The organism is Brevundimonas sp., assembly GCF_046299595.1.
GTDB lineage: Bacteria > Pseudomonadota > Alphaproteobacteria > Caulobacterales > Caulobacteraceae > Brevundimonas.
This window is the reverse complement of record NZ_JBKBHQ010000001.1, coordinates 1,960,787-1,982,798: the sequence shown is the minus strand read 5'-3', so window position 1 is coordinate 1,982,798 and position 22,012 is coordinate 1,960,787. Positions and strand designations below refer to the sequence as shown.

26 protein-coding genes and 1 pseudogene are annotated in these 22,012 nt (G+C 68.6%); 12 read left to right on the top strand and 15 right to left on the bottom strand.

Features of this window, described 5'->3' with window-relative positions:
• The first annotated feature begins 1 nt into the window (after nt 1).
• Entirely contained in the window at nt 2-481 is a 480-nt protein-coding gene (locus ACK4E3_RS09785; protein ID WP_409699847.1) for a hypothetical protein, read from the top strand.
• 118 nt (nt 482-599) lie between these two features.
• Here ACK4E3_RS09785 and ACK4E3_RS09780 read toward each other — a convergent pair whose 3' ends face one another.
• The 4 genes from ACK4E3_RS09780 to ACK4E3_RS09765 all read right to left on the bottom strand — a co-directional run bounded on the left by ACK4E3_RS09780 (nt 600) and on the right by ACK4E3_RS09765 (nt 4,610).
• Nucleotides 600-1,262, bottom strand: a complete 663-nt coding sequence (locus ACK4E3_RS09780; RefSeq protein ID WP_409699844.1) for a redoxin family protein — start codon at nt 1,260-1,262, stop codon at nt 600-602.
• A 27-nt stretch (nt 1,263-1,289) separates the two neighbouring features.
• Nucleotides 1,290-3,509 carry a protein-disulfide reductase DsbD family protein gene (locus tag ACK4E3_RS09775; RefSeq protein ID WP_409699841.1) on the bottom strand — a complete coding sequence of 740 codons (2,220 nt, stop codon included), beginning with the start codon at nt 3,507-3,509 and terminating at the stop codon, nt 1,290-1,292.
• A 191-nt stretch (nt 3,510-3,700) separates the two neighbouring features.
• Nucleotides 3,701-4,174 (bottom strand): OmpA family protein, encoded by a 474-nt coding sequence (locus ACK4E3_RS09770; RefSeq protein ID WP_409699838.1) that lies wholly within the window; start codon nt 4,172-4,174, stop codon nt 3,701-3,703.
• A 106-nt stretch (nt 4,175-4,280) separates the two neighbouring features.
• Nucleotides 4,281-4,610, bottom strand: a complete 330-nt coding sequence (locus tag ACK4E3_RS09765; RefSeq protein WP_409699835.1) for a YMGG-like glycine zipper-containing protein — start codon at nt 4,608-4,610, stop codon at nt 4,281-4,283.
• A gap of 293 nt (nt 4,611-4,903) precedes the next feature.
• Here ACK4E3_RS09765 and ACK4E3_RS09760 point away from each other — a divergent pair, with 293 nt between their 5' ends.
• The 3 genes and pseudogenes from ACK4E3_RS09760 to ACK4E3_RS09750 all read left to right on the top strand — a co-directional run.
• Nucleotides 4,904-5,248: a hypothetical protein gene (locus ACK4E3_RS09760; RefSeq protein WP_409699832.1), complete on the top strand. Its 345-nt coding sequence runs from the start codon at nt 4,904-4,906 to the stop codon at nt 5,246-5,248.
• Between the two features lie 80 nt (nt 5,249-5,328).
• Complete coding sequence (locus ACK4E3_RS09755) at nt 5,329-6,405, top strand: diacylglycerol/lipid kinase family protein (RefSeq protein WP_409699829.1); 1,077 nt, start codon at nt 5,329-5,331, stop codon at nt 6,403-6,405.
• 2 nt (nt 6,406-6,407) lie between these two features.
• Nucleotides 6,408-6,983: pseudogene (locus tag ACK4E3_RS09750) on the top strand (metallophosphoesterase family protein); the annotation flags it as partial.
• 331 nt (nt 6,984-7,314) lie between these two features.
• Here the strand turns inward: ACK4E3_RS09750 and ACK4E3_RS09745 are convergent.
• The 3 genes from ACK4E3_RS09745 to ACK4E3_RS09735 all read right to left on the bottom strand — a co-directional run bounded on the left by ACK4E3_RS09745 (nt 7,315) and on the right by ACK4E3_RS09735 (nt 8,469).
• Nucleotides 7,315-7,485: a DUF1328 domain-containing protein gene (locus ACK4E3_RS09745; protein ID WP_409699826.1), complete on the bottom strand. Its 171-nt coding sequence runs from the start codon at nt 7,483-7,485 to the stop codon at nt 7,315-7,317.
• Nucleotides 7,486-7,738: 253 nt separating this feature from the next.
• Nucleotides 7,739-8,092, bottom strand: coding sequence for a hypothetical protein (locus ACK4E3_RS09740; protein ID WP_409699823.1), 354 nt, complete (start codon nt 8,090-8,092; stop codon nt 7,739-7,741).
• A gap of 32 nt (nt 8,093-8,124) precedes the next feature.
• On the bottom strand, nt 8,125-8,469 hold the full coding sequence (locus tag ACK4E3_RS09735; protein WP_409699820.1) for a YqjD family protein: 345 nt from the start codon (nt 8,467-8,469) through the stop codon (nt 8,125-8,127).
• A 199-nt stretch (nt 8,470-8,668) separates the two neighbouring features.
• Between ACK4E3_RS09735 and ACK4E3_RS09730 the strand changes: the two genes are divergently transcribed.
• The 4 genes from ACK4E3_RS09730 to ACK4E3_RS09715 all read left to right on the top strand — a co-directional run bounded on the left by ACK4E3_RS09730 (nt 8,669) and on the right by ACK4E3_RS09715 (nt 12,129).
• Nucleotides 8,669-9,355 carry a fumarylacetoacetate hydrolase family protein gene (locus ACK4E3_RS09730; RefSeq protein WP_409699817.1) on the top strand — a complete coding sequence of 229 codons (687 nt, stop codon included), beginning with the start codon at nt 8,669-8,671 and terminating at the stop codon, nt 9,353-9,355.
• A 10-nt stretch (nt 9,356-9,365) separates the two neighbouring features.
• Entirely contained in the window at nt 9,366-10,013 is a 648-nt protein-coding gene (gene maiA / locus ACK4E3_RS09725) for a maleylacetoacetate isomerase (RefSeq protein ID WP_409699814.1), read from the top strand.
• A gap of 110 nt (nt 10,014-10,123) precedes the next feature.
• On the top strand, nt 10,124-11,206 hold the full coding sequence (locus tag ACK4E3_RS09720; RefSeq protein ID WP_409699811.1) for a hypothetical protein: 1,083 nt from the start codon (nt 10,124-10,126) through the stop codon (nt 11,204-11,206).
• A 62-nt stretch (nt 11,207-11,268) separates the two neighbouring features.
• Complete coding sequence (locus ACK4E3_RS09715; RefSeq protein WP_409699808.1) at nt 11,269-12,129, top strand: aldo/keto reductase; 861 nt, start codon at nt 11,269-11,271, stop codon at nt 12,127-12,129.
• 16 nt (nt 12,130-12,145) lie between these two features.
• On the opposite strand, the gene ACK4E3_RS09710 is transcribed toward ACK4E3_RS09715, so the two are convergent.
• From ACK4E3_RS09710 to ACK4E3_RS09695, 4 genes are all read right to left on the bottom strand, one after another.
• Nucleotides 12,146-13,078: a calcium/sodium antiporter gene (locus ACK4E3_RS09710; protein ID WP_409699805.1), complete on the bottom strand. Its 933-nt coding sequence runs from the start codon at nt 13,076-13,078 to the stop codon at nt 12,146-12,148.
• Nucleotides 13,079-13,195: 117 nt separating this feature from the next.
• The gene (locus tag ACK4E3_RS09705) at nt 13,196-13,777 is read right to left on the bottom strand and encodes a nucleotidyltransferase family protein (protein WP_409699802.1); all 582 of its coding nucleotides are present in this window, start codon (nt 13,775-13,777) and stop codon (nt 13,196-13,198) included.
• Nucleotides 13,770-14,573 carry a bifunctional hydroxymethylpyrimidine kinase/phosphomethylpyrimidine kinase gene (thiD, locus tag ACK4E3_RS09700; protein ID WP_409699799.1) on the bottom strand — a complete coding sequence of 268 codons (804 nt, stop codon included), beginning with the start codon at nt 14,571-14,573 and terminating at the stop codon, nt 13,770-13,772. Before thiD ends, ACK4E3_RS09705 begins: the two co-directional genes overlap by 8 nt.
• A gap of 216 nt (nt 14,574-14,789) precedes the next feature.
• Nucleotides 14,790-15,125, bottom strand: coding sequence for a DMT family transporter (locus ACK4E3_RS09695; RefSeq protein WP_409699796.1), 336 nt, complete (start codon nt 15,123-15,125; stop codon nt 14,790-14,792).
• 81 nt (nt 15,126-15,206) lie between these two features.
• Here ACK4E3_RS09695 and ACK4E3_RS09690 point away from each other — a divergent pair, with 81 nt between their 5' ends.
• The 4 genes from ACK4E3_RS09690 to ACK4E3_RS09675 are packed head-to-tail and all read left to right on the top strand — an operon-like array spanning nt 15,207 to nt 16,861.
• On the top strand, nt 15,207-15,518 hold the full coding sequence (locus ACK4E3_RS09690; RefSeq protein WP_409699793.1) for an ArsR/SmtB family transcription factor: 312 nt from the start codon (nt 15,207-15,209) through the stop codon (nt 15,516-15,518).
• Nucleotides 15,515-16,051, top strand: coding sequence for an SRPBCC family protein (locus ACK4E3_RS09685; protein ID WP_409699791.1), 537 nt, complete (start codon nt 15,515-15,517; stop codon nt 16,049-16,051). Before ACK4E3_RS09690 ends, ACK4E3_RS09685 begins: the two co-directional genes overlap by 4 nt.
• Nucleotides 16,051-16,476 carry a DUF1579 family protein gene (locus ACK4E3_RS09680; RefSeq protein WP_409699788.1) on the top strand — a complete coding sequence of 142 codons (426 nt, stop codon included), beginning with the start codon at nt 16,051-16,053 and terminating at the stop codon, nt 16,474-16,476. Before ACK4E3_RS09685 ends, ACK4E3_RS09680 begins: the two co-directional genes overlap by 1 nt.
• A gap of 7 nt (nt 16,477-16,483) precedes the next feature.
• On the top strand, nt 16,484-16,861 hold the full coding sequence (locus ACK4E3_RS09675; RefSeq protein ID WP_409699785.1) for a VOC family protein: 378 nt from the start codon (nt 16,484-16,486) through the stop codon (nt 16,859-16,861).
• Here the strand turns inward: ACK4E3_RS09675 and folP are convergent.
• From folP to ACK4E3_RS09655, 4 genes are read right to left on the bottom strand one after another with little or no spacing between them, the layout of a single operon-like run.
• Nucleotides 16,848-17,648 carry a dihydropteroate synthase gene (folP, locus tag ACK4E3_RS09670; protein WP_409701232.1) on the bottom strand — a complete coding sequence of 267 codons (801 nt, stop codon included), beginning with the start codon at nt 17,646-17,648 and terminating at the stop codon, nt 16,848-16,850. The two genes, ACK4E3_RS09675 and folP, sit on opposite strands and share 14 nt — an antisense overlap.
• 26 nt (nt 17,649-17,674) lie before the next feature.
• Nucleotides 17,675-19,600, bottom strand: a complete 1,926-nt coding sequence (gene ftsH, locus ACK4E3_RS09665; protein ID WP_409699782.1) for an ATP-dependent zinc metalloprotease FtsH — start codon at nt 19,598-19,600, stop codon at nt 17,675-17,677.
• Nucleotides 19,587-21,044 (bottom strand): tRNA lysidine(34) synthetase TilS, encoded by a 1,458-nt coding sequence (gene tilS, locus ACK4E3_RS09660; protein WP_409699779.1) that lies wholly within the window; start codon nt 21,042-21,044, stop codon nt 19,587-19,589. Before tilS ends, ftsH begins: the two co-directional genes overlap by 14 nt.
• Complete coding sequence (locus tag ACK4E3_RS09655; RefSeq protein ID WP_409699776.1) at nt 21,007-21,918, bottom strand: tetratricopeptide repeat protein; 912 nt, start codon at nt 21,916-21,918, stop codon at nt 21,007-21,009. The genes tilS and ACK4E3_RS09655 overlap by 38 nt, the downstream gene beginning before the upstream one ends.
• Between the last annotated feature and the right edge of the window lie 94 nt (nt 21,919-22,012).

Here is a 22,012-nt window from a genome sequence, read left to right as displayed (position 1 = left end):
TATGCTGTGCGCCGCCCTGATCGCCTCAAGCCTGATGCTGAGCGTGCCCGAAGCCCAGGATATGTCGGCGCACATGCCCGCCCCTGCCGCGGTAATCGCCCAGGAGCCCCTCTATGCCGAGATCGTCGCGCGCGCGCAGTCGCTGGAGCGCACTGTGGCCCAGTGGCTTGCGGCGGGAGAGGGAGTGGACGCGGGCTTTTCCGAGAGTCAGCGCTTTGCCGATCTTCGTGCCGAGGCGGGCGCTCTGGCCGAGCTGAACATGCGCGGGCATCACGATCTGGCCGCGCGCAGTGTGGACGGCGACCTGAAGTGCATCCTGCGTGGGCTGGCCGAGGACATCCCCGTGCGCCTGTCGGACTACGCCGCCGCCACGTCCGCGCCCGAGCGCCAGAGCGCGCTGGGCGAGCTGCGTCACCTGTTCGAGGACAACGCCGCCGTGGTGCTGTCCCCGCCCCAGCCCGCTACAGCCGAAAGCGACTGATCCCGCCCGACTGATCCCACCCGTCCGGCGCAGGCCGTCAGGACGGGATCAGCACGACACGGTCAGCAGGCCTCGCCAGTCACGACCAAGCTGTCACGACTCGCGGCCCCAAGCCTCGTCAGTCGACGCCGGGATACTTGATCGAGCAGCCGTAGGGCTGGGCATAGGGCACGGCCACGGCGCGGCCCGCCGCATGGTCGGCCAGGGCGGCGCGCACATAGTTGGTCGCCCCTTCGATGTCTGCCGGATCGTTGGTCGGGCGGTCGTCGATGGCTCCGGCGTAGATGATGCGGCCCTGCTCGTCGATCACGCGCATGTCCGGCGTTGTGCGCGCGTCATAGGCCTGACCCGTCACGCCCGTCGGGTCGAGCAGCAGGTGATTGGCCCCGGCATTGTTGCGCGAGGACCACTGGCGGGCCTCGTCACCCTCGACATAGCCCTGGGCGCCGGGGCGCGACGAGATCAGGGTCAGCCAGACCACGCCATTGCTCGTCGCCTCGCGTTGCAGGGCCTGCATGGCCCCGGCGTTGTAGAACTTCTGCACATAGGGACAGCCCTCGTTGGTCCATTCCAGAACCACCACGCGGCCGCGGAACTCCTCCAGCGTGCGGCGCTGGCCCTCGCTGTCGACCAGATCGAAGGCCGGAGCCAGTTGCAGCCCCTCGGCCGAGGCCGAGCCGTCATCGGCTACCTGCTGGGCACCGCCCGCTTCACCGCCCTGCCCGCAGGCCGCCAGCACCAGGCACGAGGCCGCGAGAGTCACCATCAGTCGCATCTTCATCGGTCTTTCCTCCTTGAGTAATGGTAGTCAGGACGCATCGCCCGCGCGGGACAGGGCCCGCACGACAATGCCGGTGGTCAGGATCTGAGGCAGGATTTCGGGCTGGTCGGCTCCGGGACGATACAGAAGATAAAGCGGCACGCCCGAGCGCCCGTGGGCGGCCAGCTCGGCGGCAATCTGCGCATCCTGCAAGGTCCAGTCGCCCACCAGATAAAGCGTGTTTGTCGAGGCCAGGGCCGCACGGGTGCGCTCGTTCGCCAGCGCCGTGCGCTCGTTGATCTTGCAGGTCACGCACCAGTCGGCCGTGAAGTTCACCAGCACCGGACGCCCCTCATCGAGCGCCGCCTGCACGGCCTGCGGCGACCAGGGCTGCGCGCCAAGGACCACCTCATCGACGCTGCCCGCCGCCGTTTGCGAGGGCGATGGTGCCATGCGCGACGTAACCACCGAAAGGCCGAGGGCCAGGGCCAGCATCACGCCAGCGGCAATACGCCAACCCAGGGCGCGGTCCTGCTTGCGCTGGGCCTGACCGAACAGCCACGCGGACAGGGCCAGCACGAGAGCGGAAAGGAAGAACAGCGCCAGCGCCTCCGAGCCGCTCTGGCGAGAGAGCACCCAGGCCAGCCAGGCCGCCGCGCCATACATCGGAAACGCCAGCAGGCCACGAAGCTGCTCCATCCACGGGCCGGGCCTCGGGAACAGCGACAGAAGGCGCGGCGAGAAGGCGATCAGCACATAGGGCAGGGCCAGGCCGACGCCGAGCGCCGCAAACACCATAAGCGCCATGATCCACGGCATCAGCATGGCCGTGCCCATGGCTACGCCCATGAAGGGCGCGGTGCACGGTGCCGCCACCAGCACCGCCAGCACACCCGTCAGGAATGCGCCTGCGCGGCCGTTCAGATACGACGCCCGCCCCCCGGCGGCTTGCAGACCGGCACCGATCTCGAACACACCCGACAGGTTCAGCGCCACCGCCAGCATGAGCAGGCCCAGCGCGGCGATCACGCCGGGCGACTGAAGCTGAAAGCCCCAGCCGATCGCCTCGCCCGCCGCCCGCAGCCCCAGCAGCGCCCCCGCCAGCACCAGGAACGAGACGACCACGCCCAGCAGGAACATCAGGCCGTCGATGCGCGCCTCGCGCGGCACGCTGGCGCTGGAGGCAAGGCTGGCCGCCTTCATGGACAGCACCGGGAACACGCAGGGCATCAGATTGAGGATCAGACCGCCGAGGAACGCCAGTCCCACCGCCTGAAGAAAACCGGCCAGCGACATCGCAGCCGCACTGCCTGCGCCGCCCTCATCGGCACTGCGCAAGGCGCCGCCGCCCGCGGTTCCGGCCAGGGGCTCGCCCGGTACGGCGGTGATCTCCCATGCCCCTGCGGCTGTGGCGAGCACGCCCTGCACCGGCTCCGTCAGGCCCGAGGCGCGGATCAGCCCGCCCGGCGTGAGCGTGAGCGTCAGGCCGTTCTCGCCTGCCTCGCCCTGCTGCACGGCGGCATGGTCGATGACCCCGCCGAGATAGGGAAAGAAGTAAGCGCCCTGTATGGCCTCGCGCGAGGCCAGCTCCGGGCCGCTGACGCTCAGCAGAACCGTCTCGCCGCTGCGCGACACCGTCGCCGAAAGCTCCGAAGAGCGCGGGGCCTCGGCCATCACCCTAGCGATGGCGTCGGCATGGGGCGCGTTCATGGCGGCCTCGCCCGGAGCCAGAGGCAGTTCGAGGCTCATCTCAAAGCTGTCCGGCACGCACATCTCGTCGCTGCAGACCATGAAGTGAACCGTGGCCTCGAGGCTCACCGTGCCGCTGGCCCCGGCGGGCACTTCGAGCGGCACCGGCAGATAGACCACGTCCGAATAGCCGTAATTCATCAGCGTCTGGATGCGCTGGCGCTCGGGCAGGGGCCAGATGATGTCGCCCGCTTCCCAGCCCTCGGGCAGGCGCCACTCGATGCGCGTCGCACCGCCTGAATCGCCCGGATTGCGCCAATAGGTGTGCCAGCCGGGCTCGATGTCCTGGCGCACGGCCAGCACGAGGGTCGAGCCGGGCGTGGCCGCGCGCGTCATGGGCACCAGCCGCGCGCTGATGCGCTCCGAGCTGACCTCGGGCCCTTCCACCGCACCGCCCTGCTGCGCGCTCGCGACCGCACCCCAGAGGCTCGGCATCAAGGCGAGCATCAGGGCCAGCACCATGATCAGCAGGGGCGCAGGCGTGCCCTGCGACCAGAGCGGGAACCGGTCAGGATTCATGTATCGGGAGCGAAACAGGGGCGGACCTCCTGAGGCGTCATGCGTCCGGCCATCGCCAGTGTGAAACAGGCCGGTATCTGGCTAGGCCGTCTGAATGCGGGGCTCGGGTGCAGACCCGCTCTGCCCACACCCTAAAGCCCGACAGCGCAGGATCAAGCCAAATGACACCGATCCTGTGCCAGATTCAGACCTCAACGCCGGGCCGCATTGATGAACACCTCGGTGCGGCGGCGCAGCGGCGCGAGCCCTCCGCCCTCGGTGCGCGCGCCCTCGTCGCCCATGGCCTCGACCTCGAAGCCCGGCAACGGCCAGCCCTCCTCACGCATGGCCGCAACTACCGCTTCGGCGCGCTGTTCGGACAGACGCTGGTTGGCGGCGGACGAGCCGGTGGCCGACGCAAGGCCCGTGACATGGACCCGTTCGATGCGGCAGTCCCGCATCTGCTCTGCCGTCAGCGCGATCAGCTCGCGCGCGGGAGCCGTCAGGCGCGCCTGACCCTCGACGAAATAGATTTCAAAGCGGTGCTCGCGGCACGGGCTCATGTCCGCGACCAGATCGTTGCGATCCCTGAAGACACTGCGCGCCTGCTCGCAGCCAGACACGCCGATCATGGCCAGCGCCGCACCGGCGATCGCGATGATGCGCGCGCTCTTTCCCCTTACCATTGCCCACTCCCCTCCAGTCCCCGGGGAAAATCCCCATGAAAAGGGCGGCCCGCACACGTCGAGCCGCCCGATCCGTTCAATCAGCCGAACTGATCAGCCGGGCCGATCAGTAGCGACGGCGACCGTCTTCCCAGTAGCACTCGTTCTGACGGTTGTCGTAGCAGTAGTAGTAACGGCCCGCACGGCTGTCCCAGTAACGCTGCTGGTTGGCGCGGTCCTGCTCGGAGCCGCGCACGGCACCGGCAGCGGCACCAACCGCAGCACCGATGGCAGCACCGCGGCCGGCATTGCCGTCACCGACGTTGTTGCCGATCGCGGCACCGGCGACGCCACCGATCAGGGCACCTGCGGCGGCGTTGCGCTCAATGTTGCCGGTCTGCGTGCAGGCTGCGGCCAGCAGGCCAGCACCGGCGAGGGCGACGATAGACTTGTACATCGTGATTTCCTTCATCCCTGTTGACCCCCCTGAACACTCGAGGTTTCGACACTTGCGAGAACGCGCCCGAAGGGACCGGCCCGATGGGGCCTGCTCCCACAAGTTCGCTCACAGGGCGAGAACGCTGGATCAGGACGGCGGTTCCCGGCCTATTGCTTGTCGAACGGGCAAGGTTAACGCTAAGCTCGTGGCGGAAAGTCGGCGATAAAGAGGGGGCCCAGCCGGAATGAGCCGGGGTCAGGGCCTTGTCGTCCGGCCTTTTTCCGCGTTCGTATCTGGGGGTTGAACACACGATGCGCTTTCCTGAACCGGTCCGCATGGCGGACGACACCGGCCCTGTCTGGGCCCGCACCCGCCGCCGCAGCGGCGGCAATCCGATCATCGGCCTGCTGGTGACCGTGCTGGCCCTGTTCGGCGCGCTGACCGCCGTGCTGTCCATCAAGGAGCAGTCCGTCGCCGAGGGCGGAGCGATCATCGACGGCTGGATCTCCACGGCATGGAACACGGTTCGCGGCGTGGCCGGTGAAACCGATGCCGCGGCGGGCGAGGTCGGCGAGGCCATCGGCGATGCCGCCAGCCAGGTCGGCGATGCGGCCCGCGAGGGTGCCGAGCGCGTTTCGGACGCCGCCTCGAACTGAGGCGACGTCATGCTTGAACGGACCGCCTGCGGCGCAACGCGGCAAGCGGAACCGTGGGGCGGGCCGGACGTTGCGGCGGGATGAACACGCCCGCCGCCGTCCTGGCCTCACTGATGACATCCATCGGCAACGATCACGCACAAGGCAATAATGCCGCTCGGCCGCCCGAGTCCTCGCAAGAGCGTTCGCCTGACGGAGCCTCTGGCGATGGCGCGCGCCACGAAGGCGATGGCGGTGGCGGTGGCGAGGCGGCACCGGCGACATCCGTGCTCAAGACGGCCTGCGTGCCGCTGACCAGGGTTCATGCCCTGGTTAATCCGCTGTCGGGCGGCGTCGACGCGCGCGCCACCGAGCAGATGCGCGAGGCGCTCAGCGAATATGCCTTTGAGTCCGAGGTGTTCGAGCTGGGCGAGAACGGCTTTGCCGAAACGATCGAGCAGGCCTTTGCCGGTGGCCCCGACCTGGTCATCGTCCTGGCCGGAGACGGCACTGCGCGCGCGATCGCGGCCAAGGCCGGGGCGGACGGCCCGCTGGTGGCACCCCTGCCCGGCGGGACCATGAACATGCTGCCCAAGGCGCTTTATCACACAGCCGACTGGAAGCTGGCGCTCGAGCGGCTGCTGAGCGAAGGGCAGGTGCGTCCCGTCTCGGGCGGCACGCTGGACGGTCATCCGTTTTATTGCGCGGCCATCATCGGCTCTCCCGCCCTGTGGGCACCGGCGCGCGAGGCCCTGCGCGGCTGGCGGATCAAGCGCGCCTGGCTCTATGGTCTGAGGGCCTTCAAGCGGGCCTTTTCGGGGCGCATCCGCTTTCGCCTCGATGGCGGGCGCACCGAGCGCGCCGAGGCGCTGGTGCTGATCAGCCCGCTGATCTCACGCGCCATGGAGACGCCCACGGGCCTGGAGGCAGCGATCATGAACCTCAACGACGCGGCCGACGCCTTCCGCCTCGCTGCGCGCGCGCTGTTCGACGACTGGCGCGCCGACCCCATGGTTCGCACCCGCCCCTCGCGCCGCATCGACATTGCCGCGCGCTCGCGCATTCCGGCGATACTCGACGGCGAGTCCGTCGCGCTCGAAGCCTTCGCCGAGGCCCGATTCCTGCCTGTGGCCTTCCGCACCCTTGCGCCACCTCCCGAACAGGGCGATGGCGTCTGAGGATGGGGCGCATTCTCCAGTTCTCGGACGTGCATTTCGGGGTCGAACACCCCAGGGCCGTGCAAGCTGCCCTCGATTTCGCCCTCGCCGATCCTCCCGATCTGGTGCTGATCACCGGCGATGTGACCCAGCAGGGTTATCGGCGCGAGTTCGCTGCGGCTGCCGAGTGGATCAGGGCCATGCCCGAGCCGGTCTTCGTCACGGTCGGCAATCACGATGTGCCCTACTGGAATCCGCTCGCGCGCGTCTTCTGGCCCTGGAAGCGCTTCGAGCGCTATGTCGGCCATCCCGCCCACGACCACCAGTTCATCAGCGACAAGGTCTGGGTTCGCGGCGTGACCACGGCCCGGGGCTGGCAGGCGCGGCTCAACTGGTCGAAGGGCTCCATCGATCTCGACCAGACGCGCCGCGCGGCTGACGCGCTCCGGGCGGCGCCCCGAGGGGTGCTGCGCGTGCTGGCCTGTCATCACCCGCTGATCGAAATGCTCGGCACGCCCATGACCGGCGCTGTCCGTCGGGGCGAGGAGGCCGCGCACATCTTCGCCGAGGCGGGGGTCGACCTGATCACCACGGGCCATGTGCACGTGCCCTTCGCCCTGCCCATCGAGATGGGCGACCGATCCAGCTATGCGATCGGATGCGGTACCTTGTCGGTGCGTGAGCGCGGCGCGGCGCCCGGCTTCAACTGCATCAGCTGGACCAATGACGAGATCTGCGTCACCGCCCAGGCGTGGGACGGCGAGGGCTTCAGCCCGGAGCGCACCTGGAACCTGATCCGACGCCAGCCCCACGACGTCACGGGCGGCTGAAACGGCTGCGCTGCCGCGCCTTGCTGCAAGATCAACCGCAAGCAAAAAGGCCGCCGGGCGAACCCTGCGGCCTTCAATGCACAAGAGTTGAACTCTGATGCTACAGTCGTCGTCCCCGGATTCCGCCGAAGACCAGCGAGATCACGAACAGGATGATGAAGATAACAAAAAGAATCCAGGCGATGTTTGCGGAAGCGCCCGCAATACCGCTAAAGCCCAGCACACCGGCGATCAGCGCGACGACCAGGAAGATCAGTGCCCAACGCAACATAGCGTAGTCCCTTCACTAGCATTTCTAAGGTGTGACCCCGGTATCGAAGTCGGAAAATAAACGCTCTCTGACCTTCCGCGTTCCCGTGACCACTCAATTCGCCGACACAAACATGACGCTTTTTTCTTTTCTCGCCGACGGGCATTCCCCGAGGTGTCGGCCATGCAGAAACGGGAGCGCACCGCTCAGGCGCGCTCCCGTCAAATCCTGTTGCCGGGCACTTGCCCCCGGCGCTGGACAGCGAGCGGTCCGGTCAGCGTCGGACGTGGCTCTTTTCCGTGAAGGCGGCCGCGACCATGGTGGCCAAGGCCGGATTGCGCAGGAAGATCCAGCCCCCGGCCAGGGCGGCAACCGTGCCCAGAACGGGACGCTGGCGGAACAGCTCGAAGGCGCGCTGTCCCATGCCCACAGGCTCGTCGTCGTGGGCATCGCTGCCACCGCTGTCGCGGCCCATCATATAGGCCCCGAGCCCGGCAGCCGCCGCGAACAGCAACGCCGTCACCGCAGCGGCACCCGCCGGTATCAGAACCAGCGCCAGCGCCGCATAGATGGCAAAACCGAGCGCGACGACGGCGACGAGCACACAGCCCGCCACCGCCGCAGCCATAACGACCTTACGGATCAGGCTTTTGCCAATCATCAGTGACGACGGCCGGCCAGCAGCAGGCCGAGGATGACGCCGACGCCCATGGCGATGGCGGTCGACTGCAGGGGCTTCTCCTGCACGCGCTCGGTCACATAGCGCTGAGCCTCATCGAAACGCTCGGAAGCGTCGTCGAAATACTCGCGACCGCGGATGCGCGCCTGCTCGTAATAGGCCTCGGCCTTGGCGCGGGCCTTGGAGGCTTCCTCGCGCACGCGGTTCTCGGCCTGCACGGCCAGATCCTTCAGGCGATCCGCCTCTTCGCGCGCACCGACCTTGAGGTCTTCCTTCAGGGTCTTGAGGTCGTTCTTGATGTCTTCGCGTGCCTTGGTCGTGGCCATGATGCGCTCTCCAGCTAAGCTTGTGATGTGAGATAGGGCGGTCGCGCTTCAAACGCCAGACCCCCCAGGGTTGTTCCCGGCAATCGAGCGCGAGGGCCATCTTGCAATCCTTGGCCATTCGGGGTTTGCGCCAAGGCACGCATCATGCTCGATAGGCGCACCTTGCCCACCATCCCATCCCTGCCCATGGGCGGCCATAATGAGTGCAACCGTCTTCGATCCGGCCCCGCCGGTCCTGCTTCCGGTGATCGGCGAGCGCGCCGCCTTTCCGGTGCGGCGCATCTATTGCGTCGGGCGCAACTATGCGGCCCATGCGCGCGAGATGGGCGCAGACCCCGAGCGCGAGCCGCCGTTCTTCTTCACCAAGCCGCGCGACTCCGCACTCGGCATAAGCGGGCACGTCCATCTGCCCTATCCGGGCGCGACAGATGATCTGCATCACGAGGTGGAGCTGGTCGTGGCGCTGTCGGGCGGTGGGCGCGACATCCCGCCGGACGAGGCCGGGGCACTGATCTATGGCTATGGCGTGGGCGTCGATCTGACGCGGCGCGATCTTCAGGCGGCGGCCAAGGCAGCGGGCAGGCCCTGGGACACGGCCAAGGGCTTCGATCACTCCGCGCCCATGGGAGCGATCTCGCGCGAGGCCCCTGCGCCCGATGCACCCATCACCCTGTCGGTCAACGGATCGCAGCGCCAGGGCGGCCGACTGTCCGACATGATCTGGTCCATCCCCGAGGTCATCGCGGAAGCCTCGAGGCTGTGGACCCTGGCGCCGGGCGATCTGATCTTTACCGGCACGCCCGAGGGCGTCGGCCCTATCGTGCGCGGCGAGCGCGTCGAGGCGCATATCGAGGGCCTGCCCTCCCTCGCCTTCACCCTGGAATGAGGGATCAGACATGAGCGACCATCCCATGATCCTGCATGGCTACTGGCGGTCGGGCACATCGTACCGCACGCGCATCGCCCTGAACCTCAAGGGGCTCTCCTATGAGCAGCGCGCCATAGACCTGCGCCGCGGCGATCAGGCCGGCGAGGCCTACCGCGCCCTCAATGTCCAGGGGCTGGTGCCCGCGCTGGAGGTGCAGGGGCAGGTCATCACCCAGTCGCCTGCCATCATCGAGTGGCTGGAGGAGCGCTATCCCGACCCGCCCCTGTTGCCGCACGATCCGCTGGAGCGCGCCCGTGTCAGGGCGCTGGCCGCCATCATCGGGTGCGACATTCACCCCCTGAACAATCTTCGCGTGCTGACCGCCCTGAAGGGGCAGTTCGGTGCTGATCAGGCGGCGCTCGATGCGTGGGCCGCACGCTGGATCCGCCCCGGCTTCGAGGCGCTGAACGCCCACGTCAGCGCGCGCGGCGCGCGATTCGCCCATGGCGATCAGCCCGGACTGATCGACTGCTATCTTGTTCCACAGATTTATTCGGCCCGGCGTTTCAACGTGGACCTCTCGCCCTACACCGCCCTGCTGCGGGTCGAGGAAAACGCCAGCGCGCACAAGGCCTTCATTGATGCGCACCCTGACAATCAGCCCGACGCGGACTGAGCCGTCTTAACCCCTGATAAGGGTCTTGCTCAGCGTCCCTTAAGCATTGCGCTCCATGCTGGTCCCCAACGATCCGGGCGAGCGAAAGCATCGGATCAGGCGAGGACGTGATGGGCAATGCGCTGAGAAAACCGGGCAGGAGCGTGCATGACGCGCCGCCGCGCGCGCGCTCGCACAGGCCCGCCTTCCTGCCCGAGAGCCGGGGCGCTTGGCTGAAGGGTGCGCGCGGGCACCAGCTTCTCGATCTGGACAATGACGACGGTCAGGTGCTGCTCGGCTGGAACGATGCGGGCATCAGCCGCGCGATCAGCGAAGCCGATGGCGACACCTCGGCGCTGATGGGCCAGCTGGCCTCCCAGCTCAGCGCGCGGGTGATCGGCGCCGAGGCCGTGGCCTTTGCACCCTCGCTCTCCGACGCCCTGGCCAGCACGCTGATGGCTGCCAAGGCGCTGACCGGGCGCGACGGGGCCTTTCTGTGCGACGAGGCCACCGCCCTGTCGGGCGACGTCGAGACACTGGAGCAGGCGGTCAGCCGCCATGCCGACCAGCTCGCCGCCCTTGTCATTCGTCCGCTGGATGTGCCGCGCCGCTTTCTCATGCGCGCGCGCCTTGTGACCGAGCGCATCGGCGCGGTGCTGATCTTCGACGAGAGCCGCTCCATGCTGCGCGTGCACGACGCGGGCGTGGCGGGGCTCTACGGTGTCGGCGCGGATGTGACGGTGCTCGGACCCGCTCTGGCCAACGGCCGCGCCATTGGCGCCATCTGTGGCCATTACGAGATCATGCGCGCGGTCCACAGCGACCTCAGTGCCCTCTCACCCGCCGCCCTGCGCGAGGCCTTGATCGCGGGCCTTCACGTGCTGAGCCGCTTCGACACCCTCGATGGCCCGCGCGCCCTGGCGGTGGTGGGAGCCGAGATCGAGGTCGAGTGCGCGCGCGCCCTGCGCCGCCACGGTGCCGATGGCCTGTTCGAGCTGTGCGGCGATCCGGCCTGGAGCGTGGTTCGTGCGCGCGATGACGGACAGCTTGGCGGCAGGATTCGCGATGAACTAAGCGCAGGTCTCGAAGCGGCAGGCGTGATGAGCCTCGGCTCGCACGTGCCCTCGCTCGCCATCGACGAGAGCCACGTCGCTCACATGGTGGCGGCCTATGACGCCGTCCTCCCCGCACTCGTGGCCCGGCACGGCGCATGAGCTTCAACCCGCCCAGTCCCGGTCTGCCGCGATCGAGCGCGCCTTTTGCACAGGGCCGGCTCGTGCTCGCCGCCAGTCCCGTGGCCGAGCCGCGTGCCGCCGCCAGCGACCCGGCCCGCGCCGGGCGCATCGCCATCGACCAGACCCGCGCCCTGCTAACCACAGCGGCGGACGGCGGCATCCGCCACATCGAGGCGCGCCCCGGCGATGTCGAGCGCGTGCTGGGTCAGAGCTGGCCCTTCCCGAGCCCGTTCGGCGTCAGCGTGCGCACCCTTCCCGCCAGCGAGGGCATCGCCCGCGTCGAGGCGCGCGCGCGCCAGTCGCTGGAGCGCATGGGCCTGCCGCGCGGCGACACCCTGATCGTCGGTCAGGCCACGGACCTGCTGGGTGCCGAGGGCGGCGCACTGTGGGCGCGGCTGGAGGGGCTGAAGGCTGCGGGCCTTTACCGGCGCATCGGGTTTCGCGCCCGCATGAGCGACGGACCGCTTCTTCTGGCCCGGCGCTTCAGTCCCGACGTGGTCCAGGTGCCCGCCAGCCTGCTCGACCAGCGGGTCATCCGCACGGGCCTGGTCGAATCGCTGGCCACCCTCGGTATCGAGGTTCAGCTCTGCTCGCTGTTTCATGGCGGCGCCATCTTCGCGCCGTCAGAGCGGCTGCTGGTGCGTCCCACCGAGGCGGACATGGCCATGTCGCGCCTGCGTCGCCGACTGGCCGAGGCGCGTCTTGATCCCATGCAGGCCACCCTTGCCTTCGCGCTCAGTCAGCCCGGCGTGGCGAAGGTGGTGGTGGGTGCGGCCTCTGCGGCCGAGCTTCGCGCCCTGATGGCGGCGGCCTGCGCCAGTGCGCCGGACCTCGACTGGTCCGTCTTTGCCGCCGAGGACATGACCGGCGACAGCGACGACGCCATCGTCAGCGCCGCCTGAGCCCCGCCAGGAAGACTCAGCCCTGGGCCACGAACACATAGGCACCATAGGCGACCAGCAGAATCAGCCCCCAGGAACGCCCCGCGCCCCTGTTCAGCAGCAGCAGGCACGCCAGCAACAGCGTGGCCGCGATCATCACCGGCAGGTCGAGCACCAGAAAGCGGCTGGCCACGGGAATGGGTGCGACCATGGCCGTCACCCCCAGAATACCCAGCACATTGAAGATGTTCGAGCCGACGATGTTGCCGATGGCGATGGCGGACTGACGCCTCAGGGCTGCGATCATCGAGGTCGCCAGCTCGGGCAGTGAGGTGCCTATGGCCACGATGGTCAGGCCGATGAAGGCCTCAGACACCCCGAAATCGCGCGCCACCGCCACGGCGCCACTCACCAGGGCGCGGGCGCCCAGCATCAGGGCGGCAAGGCCCAGCACGACCCACAGCCCCGAAAGCCACAGACTGCGGGCCCTGCCCTGCGCCTCGTCGCCCGCGCCATCGCCGGGCCTGAGGTATGACCAGACCAGATAGGCCACCAGCAGGGCCACCAGAGCCGCACCCGCAGCGCGGCCCAGCTGTCCGCCCAGAAATAGCGGCACCAGAATCAGGGCGGCCAGCAGCATCACACCGACGTCGCGTGCCATCCGCATCTGGCCCAGCCGGATAGGCCAGACCAGGGCCGCAAGACCGACGATCAGCAGGATGTTGCCGATGTTCGAGCCAAGGATGTTGCCGATGGCGATGTCGGGCGAGCCTCTAAGGGCCGCGTCCAGCGAGACCAGCAGCTCGGGCGTCGAGGTGCCAAAGCCCACCACGGTCAGGCCGATCAGCAGGCTGGGCAGGCGCAGTCGCCCCGCCACACCCACCGCTCCGCGCACCAGGGCTTCGCCCCCGGCAAACAGCCCGATCAGTCCGCCCGCGATCAGCAGCCAGCTCGGAAACAGCGCGTCCAATGCGCACTCCATTGTCAGAGATGGCGTTCCGCCCCCGCGCAGACCTCTGCCCGTTCGCCGCCAGCGCGCCAGTGATCACAGGATCGTGAGGCAAAATAACGGCAGGCGCGAGCCCCCTCAGGCGTCCTCGACGATCACCTCAGGCCAGCGGGCACGGGCGCTGTCCACCGCCTTCTGCCAGCCGCGCGCACGCGGGCGCGTCGGGTTGGGCCGCAGGCGCATGGCAAAGACATCCTGAAGGCCGAATGGCGCGGTCACGCTGATCCCATCGTTCGGCCCTAGGCGCACGCCCACCGCAAAGGCCGGAGCGACAAAGCGCGACAGCGCCTCGCCCGTGCTGGACAGCGGGGCATAGGGCTCACCGAAGTGATCCTCGAACCACAGGTGCACGCGGGCCTGGTTCCTGACTTCCACGGCAGATTTCAGCGGCTCGTCGAAGGCGCTGGCCACGCGGCGGATCACGCGATCCTCAGCGTCCCAGCCGATGTCGGAAGCGTCGAAATAGCCCACGTCATAGTCGCGGATGCCGTAGCCGGGCGCTCGCCCGCTCACGCCATTCCAGACGCACTGATAGACCGCACCGGAGAACACGCACCAGTCGGGCAGATCCAGCACGTGCAAGGTCCGCAGCACCTGCATCAGGGCAGCATCGCCTCGAACCAGCTCGACCAGCCGGGCCTGAAGCGCCGCCTCAGTCATCGAGGGGCCAGCCATGATGCAGCGGCCCGTGCCCGTGCCCCAGTCCCGGCGCGCGACGGATGGCCTCGGCCACATAGGCCCAGCCCTGCGCCACCGCCTGCTCCAGCATAAGCCCCCTGGCCAGACCCGCCGCGCAGGCACTGGCGAGCGTGCAGCCCGTGCCGTGGGTGTGGCGCGTGTCGATGCGCTCGCTCTCGAACAGACTCTCTCCCGCCGGGGTCACGAGCAGGTCCACGACCCGCTCATGGGCGATGTGCCCCCCCTTCATCAGCACCGCCTGTGCCCCCATGGCCAGCAGGCGCTCGCCCGCGCGGCGCTGGCCGTCCAGATCGCGCACTTCCATGCCTGTCAGGGCCTCGGCCTCGGGCGCATTCGGCGTGAGCAGGCGCGCGCGCGGCACCATGAGCCCCCTTACGGCCTCTTGCGCGGTGTCATCGAGCAGGCTGGCCCCGCCCTTGGCCATCATGACCGGATCGATGACCGCGCCCACGCCCGCCTCGTCGATCAGGCCCGCGACGGCCTCGACCACCTCGGGCGTGCCCAGCATACCGGTCTTGATGACATCCGCGCCGATGTCATCGAGCACGGCGCGGGCCTGGGCCTCGATCAGGTCCACGGGCAAAGGGTACACGCGCGAGACGCCCAGCGTGTTCTGCACAGTGATCGCGGTGAGGGCCGTCGCGCCATAGGCCCCGAGCATGGTCACGGTCTTGAGATCGGCCTGTATCCCCGCCCCGCCGCCCGAATCGGATCCGGCGATGATGAGAACGCGCGCTGGCTGTCTGGGCGGTATCATCCCGACTGCATGGCGAGCGACGCGAGAGAAGGCAAGCGGTGCGTGCCGCTTTGGCAGCGCACAGGACTTGATGGAGGGATTGGAGGCCTGACCTCCGACTCGAACGGAGGCTTTGCGGACTTGCACATCCGCTGCGTAGCCCCTCCGCCATCAGGCCTCAGCAAGGGGTGTGCGCACCTTAGCGCGGTGCCTTTAACGGCGGGTTTTCAGGCGAGATTAATGGGCGGAAACCAGCTTCAGCCCGACAATGCCCGCCACGATCAGAACGATCGAGACGATGCGGATCGCGCCTGCAGGCTCGCCATAGAGCACCATGCCCACCACCGCCGCACCCACGGCACCGATGCCCGTCCAGACCGCATAGGCCGTGCCGATGGGCAGGCGCTGCACCGCCACCCACAGGAAGTAGAAGCTCAGCACCATCACCATGGCGACGACCAGGCTCACCACCGGGCGGTTGAAGCCTATGAACCTGAAGCCCGAGGCCCAGGCGATCTCGAGAACGCCTGCGATGATGAGGGCCAGCCAGGGATGGATCGGAGGGATGGGCATAGCCCGCTCTTGAACCATCAGGGTTTGGCGGGCAAGAGCACTCATATTGCCATAGGCGAATATAGCTGATAAAGAATATTCATGCACAACACCCTCGCCGCCCTGTCAGAGCCGAACCGGCTGGCCATTCTCGGCCTTCTGGGCGAGGGCGAGCGGGCCGCAGGCGATCTGGTCAGCGCCCTGCCCATCAGCCAGCCCGCCGTATCCAAGCACCTCGCCGTGCTGCGCGCGGCCGGTCTGGTGAGTGTGCGCAAGGACGCCCAGCGTCGCCTCTATCGCCTCAACCCCCAGCCCCTGGCCGAGCTTGATGCCTGGCTCGCGCCCTACCGCCGGTTCTGGTCCGGGCGGCTCGATGCGCTGGAGGCCCACCTCGACCGTCAGGAGTCCCAATGACCACCAGCACTCTTCCGGCTGAGGCCGGTCATCTTGTCCGCATCGAGGGCGGATGGGAGCTTCGCTTCGAGCGTCGCCTGCGCCACGACATCGAGCGCGTGTGGGCCGCCCTGACCACGCCCGAGGGCCTTGCCTGCTGGCTGGCCGAGGCGAAGCTTGAGCTGGAGCCCGGCGGCGAGATGTCCCTCAACTTCCGCCAACCCGACCACGAGTTCATGCCCGACACGCCCGAGCGCCGCCGACAGAGCAACACCGTGCTCGAGGTCGTGCCCCCGCGCCTGTTCCGCCACACCTTCGGCTCGAACCCGGACTCCGTGGTGACCTGGCGCCTGACGCCCGATGGCGATGGCACGCACCTGTCCCTGACCCATGTGATCCCGGAAAGCTGGCGCGATGCGCGTCGGAACGTGCTCAGCGGCTGGCACTATCACATGGAAGGCCTTGACGACGCCGCCCTTGGCCGCCGCAGGCTGTGGGTCTGGGACGAATGGTTCGCGCTGCGCGATGCCTATGGCGCAACACTGGAGGACTGATGATGGCAGACTGGCTCGATCAGATGGTGGGGGTCTGGACCTATGACGGGCGCATGGTGCCCGATGATCCTGCCCAGGCGCGCACGGGCACCGAGCACGTCACGCGACGGGGCGCATGGCTGGTGATCGAGGGCGAGGACTACCGCTTCCAGTTCTCCATGGACCCCGAGACGGGCAAGCTTGCGGGCGACTTCGTGCACTGGGAGCATCCGTTTCTGTGGACATACGAGGGCGAGGTCGAGGCTGACGGGCGGCTGCACCTCTACAGCCGCGGCCCGGACATGGAAGGCAAGGGCGGGGAGCGCGAATACGACGACATCTTCGAGATCGTCTCGCCCGATATCCGCCTCTCCCAGGCCCGCGTGAAGGACGAGAACGGGCAATGGCGCGACTTCAGCCGCACGACCTACACCCGCGTGAAGTGAGCCCCGCATGAGCCCCACTGCCCGCCCCTTCCTCATGTTTCAGGGCCGCTGCGCCGAGGCGCTGGCCTTTTATGAAGCGAGCGTGCCCGACACGCGCATCCTTGCGCTGGAGCGCAAGCCTGACGGCACTGTGGCCATGGCGCGGCTGTCGGTGGCGGGGCTCGAGGTCATGGCCAATGACTCCCCGCCCGTGCATGACTTCACCTTCACGCCTTCCCTGTCGATCTTTCTCGAAGTCGATGAGAGCGAGGCGGTCGATGCCCTCGCCGGGGCCCTGGGTGAGGGCGGTAAGGTGATGATGCCGCCGGGCGACTACGGCTTTGCGCCGCGCTTCGCCTGGGTCCAGGACCGCTTCGACGTGTCCTGGCAGATCATCGCGCGCTGACAGCCGCCCCATCGAGGGCCGCCTGCACGCTCAGTGCTTGCACCGTCTCGCGCACGTCATGCACGCGCACCATGGCCGCGCCCTGCGCCGCTGCCGCCAGGGCCAGGGCCAGCGAGCCGCCGAGGCGCGCATCCGGCGCAGGCGCGGGCGCGTCCAGATCGGCGATCATGCGCTTGCGGCTGGCCCCGAACAGGACGGGATAGCCGGCCGCGCACAGCTCTGACAGGCGCGCCGTCAGGGCCAGATTGTGCGCCGTCGTCTTGCCAAAGCCGATGCCCGGATCGAGCCAGATATCAGAGCGCACCACGCCCGCCGCCTCGGCCGCCCGTGCGCGCGCCAGCAGCGTCGTCCGCACCTCTGCCACCACATCGCCATAGGCGGGCGCATCCTGCATGGTGGGCGGCGCGCCCTTCATGTGCATGAGAAACACCGGCACCTTGAGCGCGGCAGCTACTTCGAGGCTGTCATGCGAATGGCTCAGCGCGCTCACATCGTTCCAGCCCGATGCGCCCGCCTCCACCGCTGCGCGCGCCACGCGGGGCTTCATGGTGTCGATGCTGACGGGGCCTGACCAGTGGCGGCGGATGGCAGTGATGACCGGCAGCACGCGGGCAAGCTCGTCGTCCTCGCTGACGGGCGCGGCACCGGGGCGCGTGCTCTCGCCGCCCACGTCGAGCCAGTCGGCCCCTGCCTCGACCAGAGCCAGCCCATGGCGCAACGCCGCGTCCGCATCCGCGTGCTGCCCGCCGTCCGAGAAGCTGTCCGGCGTGACATTGACGATGCCCATAACGAGCGGGCGCACGGTGCTCACGCTCAGTGCACCGTGCGCGGTGCCTCGGGCTCGGTGGGCTCGGGCGTCACGGGCACCGACACCGAGGGACCGGTATCCGGCAGGTCGTTCTCGTCGCGCTGGGGCATGACACCCTTTTCAAGAAGGTCGCGGATTTCCTCGCCCGACAGCGTCTCGTGCTCCAGCAGGGCCTTGGCCAGCTGATGCAGGTCTTCCATGCGCTCGGTCAGGATGCGGCGCGCCTCGGTGTGACCCTGTTCGACCAGCCGCTTGATCTCGGCATCGATCAGACGCGCGGTCTCGTCCGAAATGTTCTGCTGGCGCGCAACCGAGTGACCGAGGAACACTTCTTCCTGGTTCTCGCCATAGGCCACGACGCCGAGCTGATCGGAAAAGCCCCATCGCGTCACCATGGCCCGCGCCAGCCGCGTGGCCTGCTCGATGTCGGAGGCAGCACCGGAGGTGATGTTCTCCTTGCCGAAGATCAGCTCCTCGGCCACGCGCCCGCCCATCAGGATGGTGAGGCGCGAGAGCATCTGCTGCTGCTTCATGGAATAGCGGTCGCCCTCGGGAAGCTGCATCACCATGCCCAGCGCACGCCCGCGCGGCACGATGGTCGCCTTGTGCACCGGGTCGGACTGGGGAACCGACATGGCCACGATGGCATGGCCGCCCTCGTGATAGGCGGTCAGTCGCTTCTCCTCCTCGTTCATGGCCATGGAGCGACGCTCGGCACCCATCATCACCTTGTCCTTGGCGTCCTCGAAGTCGCGCTGGGTGACCATCTTGCGGTTCTTGCGCGCTGCCATCAGGGCCGCCTCGTTGACCAGATTGGCCAGGTCCGCACCGGAAAATCCGGGCGTGCCGCGTGCGATGGTGCGGATCGAGACGTCAGGCCCGGCGGGCACGTCCTTCATGTGCACGCGCAGGATCTTCTCGCGGCCCGAGACATCGGGGTTGGGCACCACCACCTGGCGGTCGAAGCGACCGGGGCGCAGCAGGGCGGGGTCCAGAACATCGGGGCGGTTGGTGGCAGCGATCAGGATGATGCCCTCGTTGGCCTCGAAGCCGTCCATCTCGACCAGAAGCTGGTTGAGGGTCTGCTCGCGCTCGTCGTTGCCGCCGCCAAGGCCAGCGCCGCGATGGCGGCCCACGGCGTCGATCTCGTCGATGAAGATGATGCAGGGCGCGTTCTTCTTGGCCTGCTCGAACATGTCGCGCACGCGGCTGGCACCGACGCCGACGAACATCTCCACGAAGTCCGAACCCGAGATCGAGAAGAAGGGCACGCCCGCCTCGCCCGCCACCGCGCGCGCCAGCAGGGTCTTGCCGGTGCCCGGAGGGCCGACCAGCAGGGCGCCCTTGGGGATCTTGCCGCCCAGGCGCTGGAACTTGGCGGGGTCCTTCAGGAACTCGACGACCTCGGACAGCTCCTCCTTGGCCTCGTCGACACCGGCCACGTCATCGAAGGTCTTGCGGCCCTTGTGCTCGGTCAGCAGCTTGGCCTTGGACTTGCCAAAGCCCATGGCCCCGCGCGCGCCGCCCTGCATCCGGTTCATGAACCAGATCCAGATGGCGATCAGCAGCACGAACGGCAGAAGGCCGATCAGGATCGAAACCAGCAGGGGCGTGCGTGCCGACTCCACCTCGATGTTCACACCCGCCTCGCGGGCGCGCTCCTCCAGATAGGTGGACGGTGTGGGCGTGGTGGCGCGCACCACTTCCTCGTCCGTGGTGGTGGCCGTGGCCACGTCGGCCTTAAGGTGAAGGCGCTCGACCTGCCCGGCCTCGATGCGCTCGAGAAGCTGCGAATAGGTGATCTCGGCCGGGCGTGCGCCGGCCTTGGCCGCGTTCTGCCCCGCCCCGCCCATGGAGGCACCGAACATCTGATAGAGCGCCAGAGCCGAAAGAATGATCAGGCCCCAGACCGCCAGATTACGCAGGTTCATTGTCGTCCTCGATGACACCGCCCTTGGCTGTGGTGCTGTCGCACCTGCTTCGGGCCCACGATGCAAGCTCACTAGATAGGCACTTCGTCAGCAAACCGCCATCACCTGCGACATACGACGCGCGCGCCAGGTCGTCTTCGCTGGCGACGGCGCCGGAGCGCACCCCTGCCGCCAGGGTGAGCCGCAATGGCACAAGGGGCTGAACGCTTGCCCGGTGCCATGCAAGAACCGGTGCCTCCGCGAGCCCGATCGCCACCGGCAGGGCGGCCCTGATCGAGGGCGCATAGGCCTGCAGCGCCCCGCGGTCTTCAGGTAAAAGCGCCCTCAAATGCCCGCCCGCGCGCGCCACGGTGATGGGCCGGTCATGGGCGGTGATCTCGAACACCCCCTCGAACAGCCCTGTCTCACCCGCCGCCAGCGCCAGATGCGCGCCCGGCCCGCGCCCACGCTCGCGCGTCAGCAGCCAGCCCGCGCGCCAGGGCTCCACCCTCGCGCCCGCCAGCGTGCCCCCCTCGCCCTGCCTCATGCGTGCAAGGAGCGCGGCCAGCCGCCTGCCGCGCGGCAGTCGATCATGTCCGGCCACGGCCACCAGCGCATGGGCGAGACTCTCTGCGCCGGGAAGCTCGCAGAACCAGGCCGCGCCCAGACTCATCAGTGCAGGCAGCACGAGGGAAGCGCCCGGCGCATCAGGCAAAGGCGGCGCGCCCTCGCCCGCACCCAGATCGGCCCGCGCTCGGACCCTGGCAAAGCGCGCATCCTCGTTGGCCGGATCATCGATCCAGTCCGCCCCGCGCGCGGTCAGCCAGTGCCTCAGGTCCGCGCGCGACACATCAAGCAGGGGGCGCACGAGCAAAAGCCCCCGGCCCTCGGGCCAGACCGGCGCAGGTGCAACGGGCCGCAGGCGCCCTCGCATCTCGGCGCGGGCGATCATCAGCGCGCTTTCGCGCACGTCATCGCAGGTGTGACCGGTCAGAACGATGCGGGCTCCGGCCTCTCGCGCCGCCTCACAGATCAGCCGCAGGCGGCCATCGCGCGCGCGCGCCTGAAGGCCGCTGGCCCACCCGCCTACAGCGGGCGCAAACGAGGCGCACTTCAGGCCCTGCCAGAGAACGCCGAGCGAGCGTGCGCGCGCCTCGCACCAGGCCATCCACGCGCCCGAGCGCGGGTTCAGTCCGTGATCGACGCTGAGAGCCAGTATCTCGCGCCCGTTGGCTGCCGCCCAGCCCCGCGTGAGCATGAGCAGGGCCAGAGAGTCGCCGCCGCCCGAAAACGCCACCGCCACAGGGCCCCGCGCCCTGGTCGAAAGACGCCGCGAAAGCTCGGCATGAACAGCCGCCTCGATCCACTCAGGCGTCAGAGAGCCTTTGGTGCAGACCCCATGATGGTGAGCCGCCTGTCCGCCGGGTTCACGCACATTGGGCGCGGGTGCGAAGCTGGGTGGCACGGGTGCGCACCGCCTGGGGAGCGCCTTCGTTGTAGCGCGTGCGGAACTCGTTGAGGGCCTGACAGGCCTGGGGCGTGCGCCCGTCCGCGTGCAGGGCCGTGGCCAGCTTCACGGTCGCATCCGCCGCCCAGGGCGTGCGCGGCCAGCCCGAAAGCGAGGCGGCATAGGCCTGGACCGCACCGCTGTTGTCCTCGGCCAGCAGGCGCGTCTCGCCGAGGCGGTAGTTGGCCTCCCGCGTCTGTTCGGCATCGGGCCATGTGACCACGAACACCTCGAAGGCGCGGCGCGCGGCGGCAAAATCGCCCTGGTTCATGAAGCGCATCGCCTCGGCATAATCGCCAGCCGCGCTGCCGGTGGGCGAGTTGGCCGCCACGGGGGTATTGGCCTCGATGATGGCCGAGGCGCGCGTCTCGAGCGTGTTGAGCCGCTCGGTGGTGGCATCGAGGCGGCGGCGCAGCTGGGTGTTGGAGCGCTCGGCCTCGTCGAGGGCGAAGCTCATGCGCTCCATGTCCTGATTGACGCGCTGGAAGCTGGCCTCGATGTCCTCAAGCCTGCGTTGCAGCACGTCCACGCGGCCCTGAAGCGCCACCACCTCGGGATCGGGCTCGATGATGACCGGGGCACCTGCGGCGTTGCGCTGGGTCAGGGCGCGCTCAAGGCGGCGCACATTGCGGTCCAGCTGGTCGAGGCGGCGCTTGTCCCACTCGATCGCCTGCTGGGGCTGGGCCTGGGCGATCACGACCGTGCCGATGAAGCCTGCGCCCAGAACCGAGACCATCAGCCCGGCGATGAGCGTGCGCAGCGGTGCAGATCGGCCCGTGGTGCGGCCACCTGCGGATGAAGGAGCCTCATGAGGCGTCTTGATCGGGGTCATCAGTGTTCAACCACTCTGATCGGCCCGGCGGTCCGGGCAGGGAAAAACAGGGAGCCTAGTCTAGTGCGCGCCGCGCGCCCTTCCAAGGCGCGTG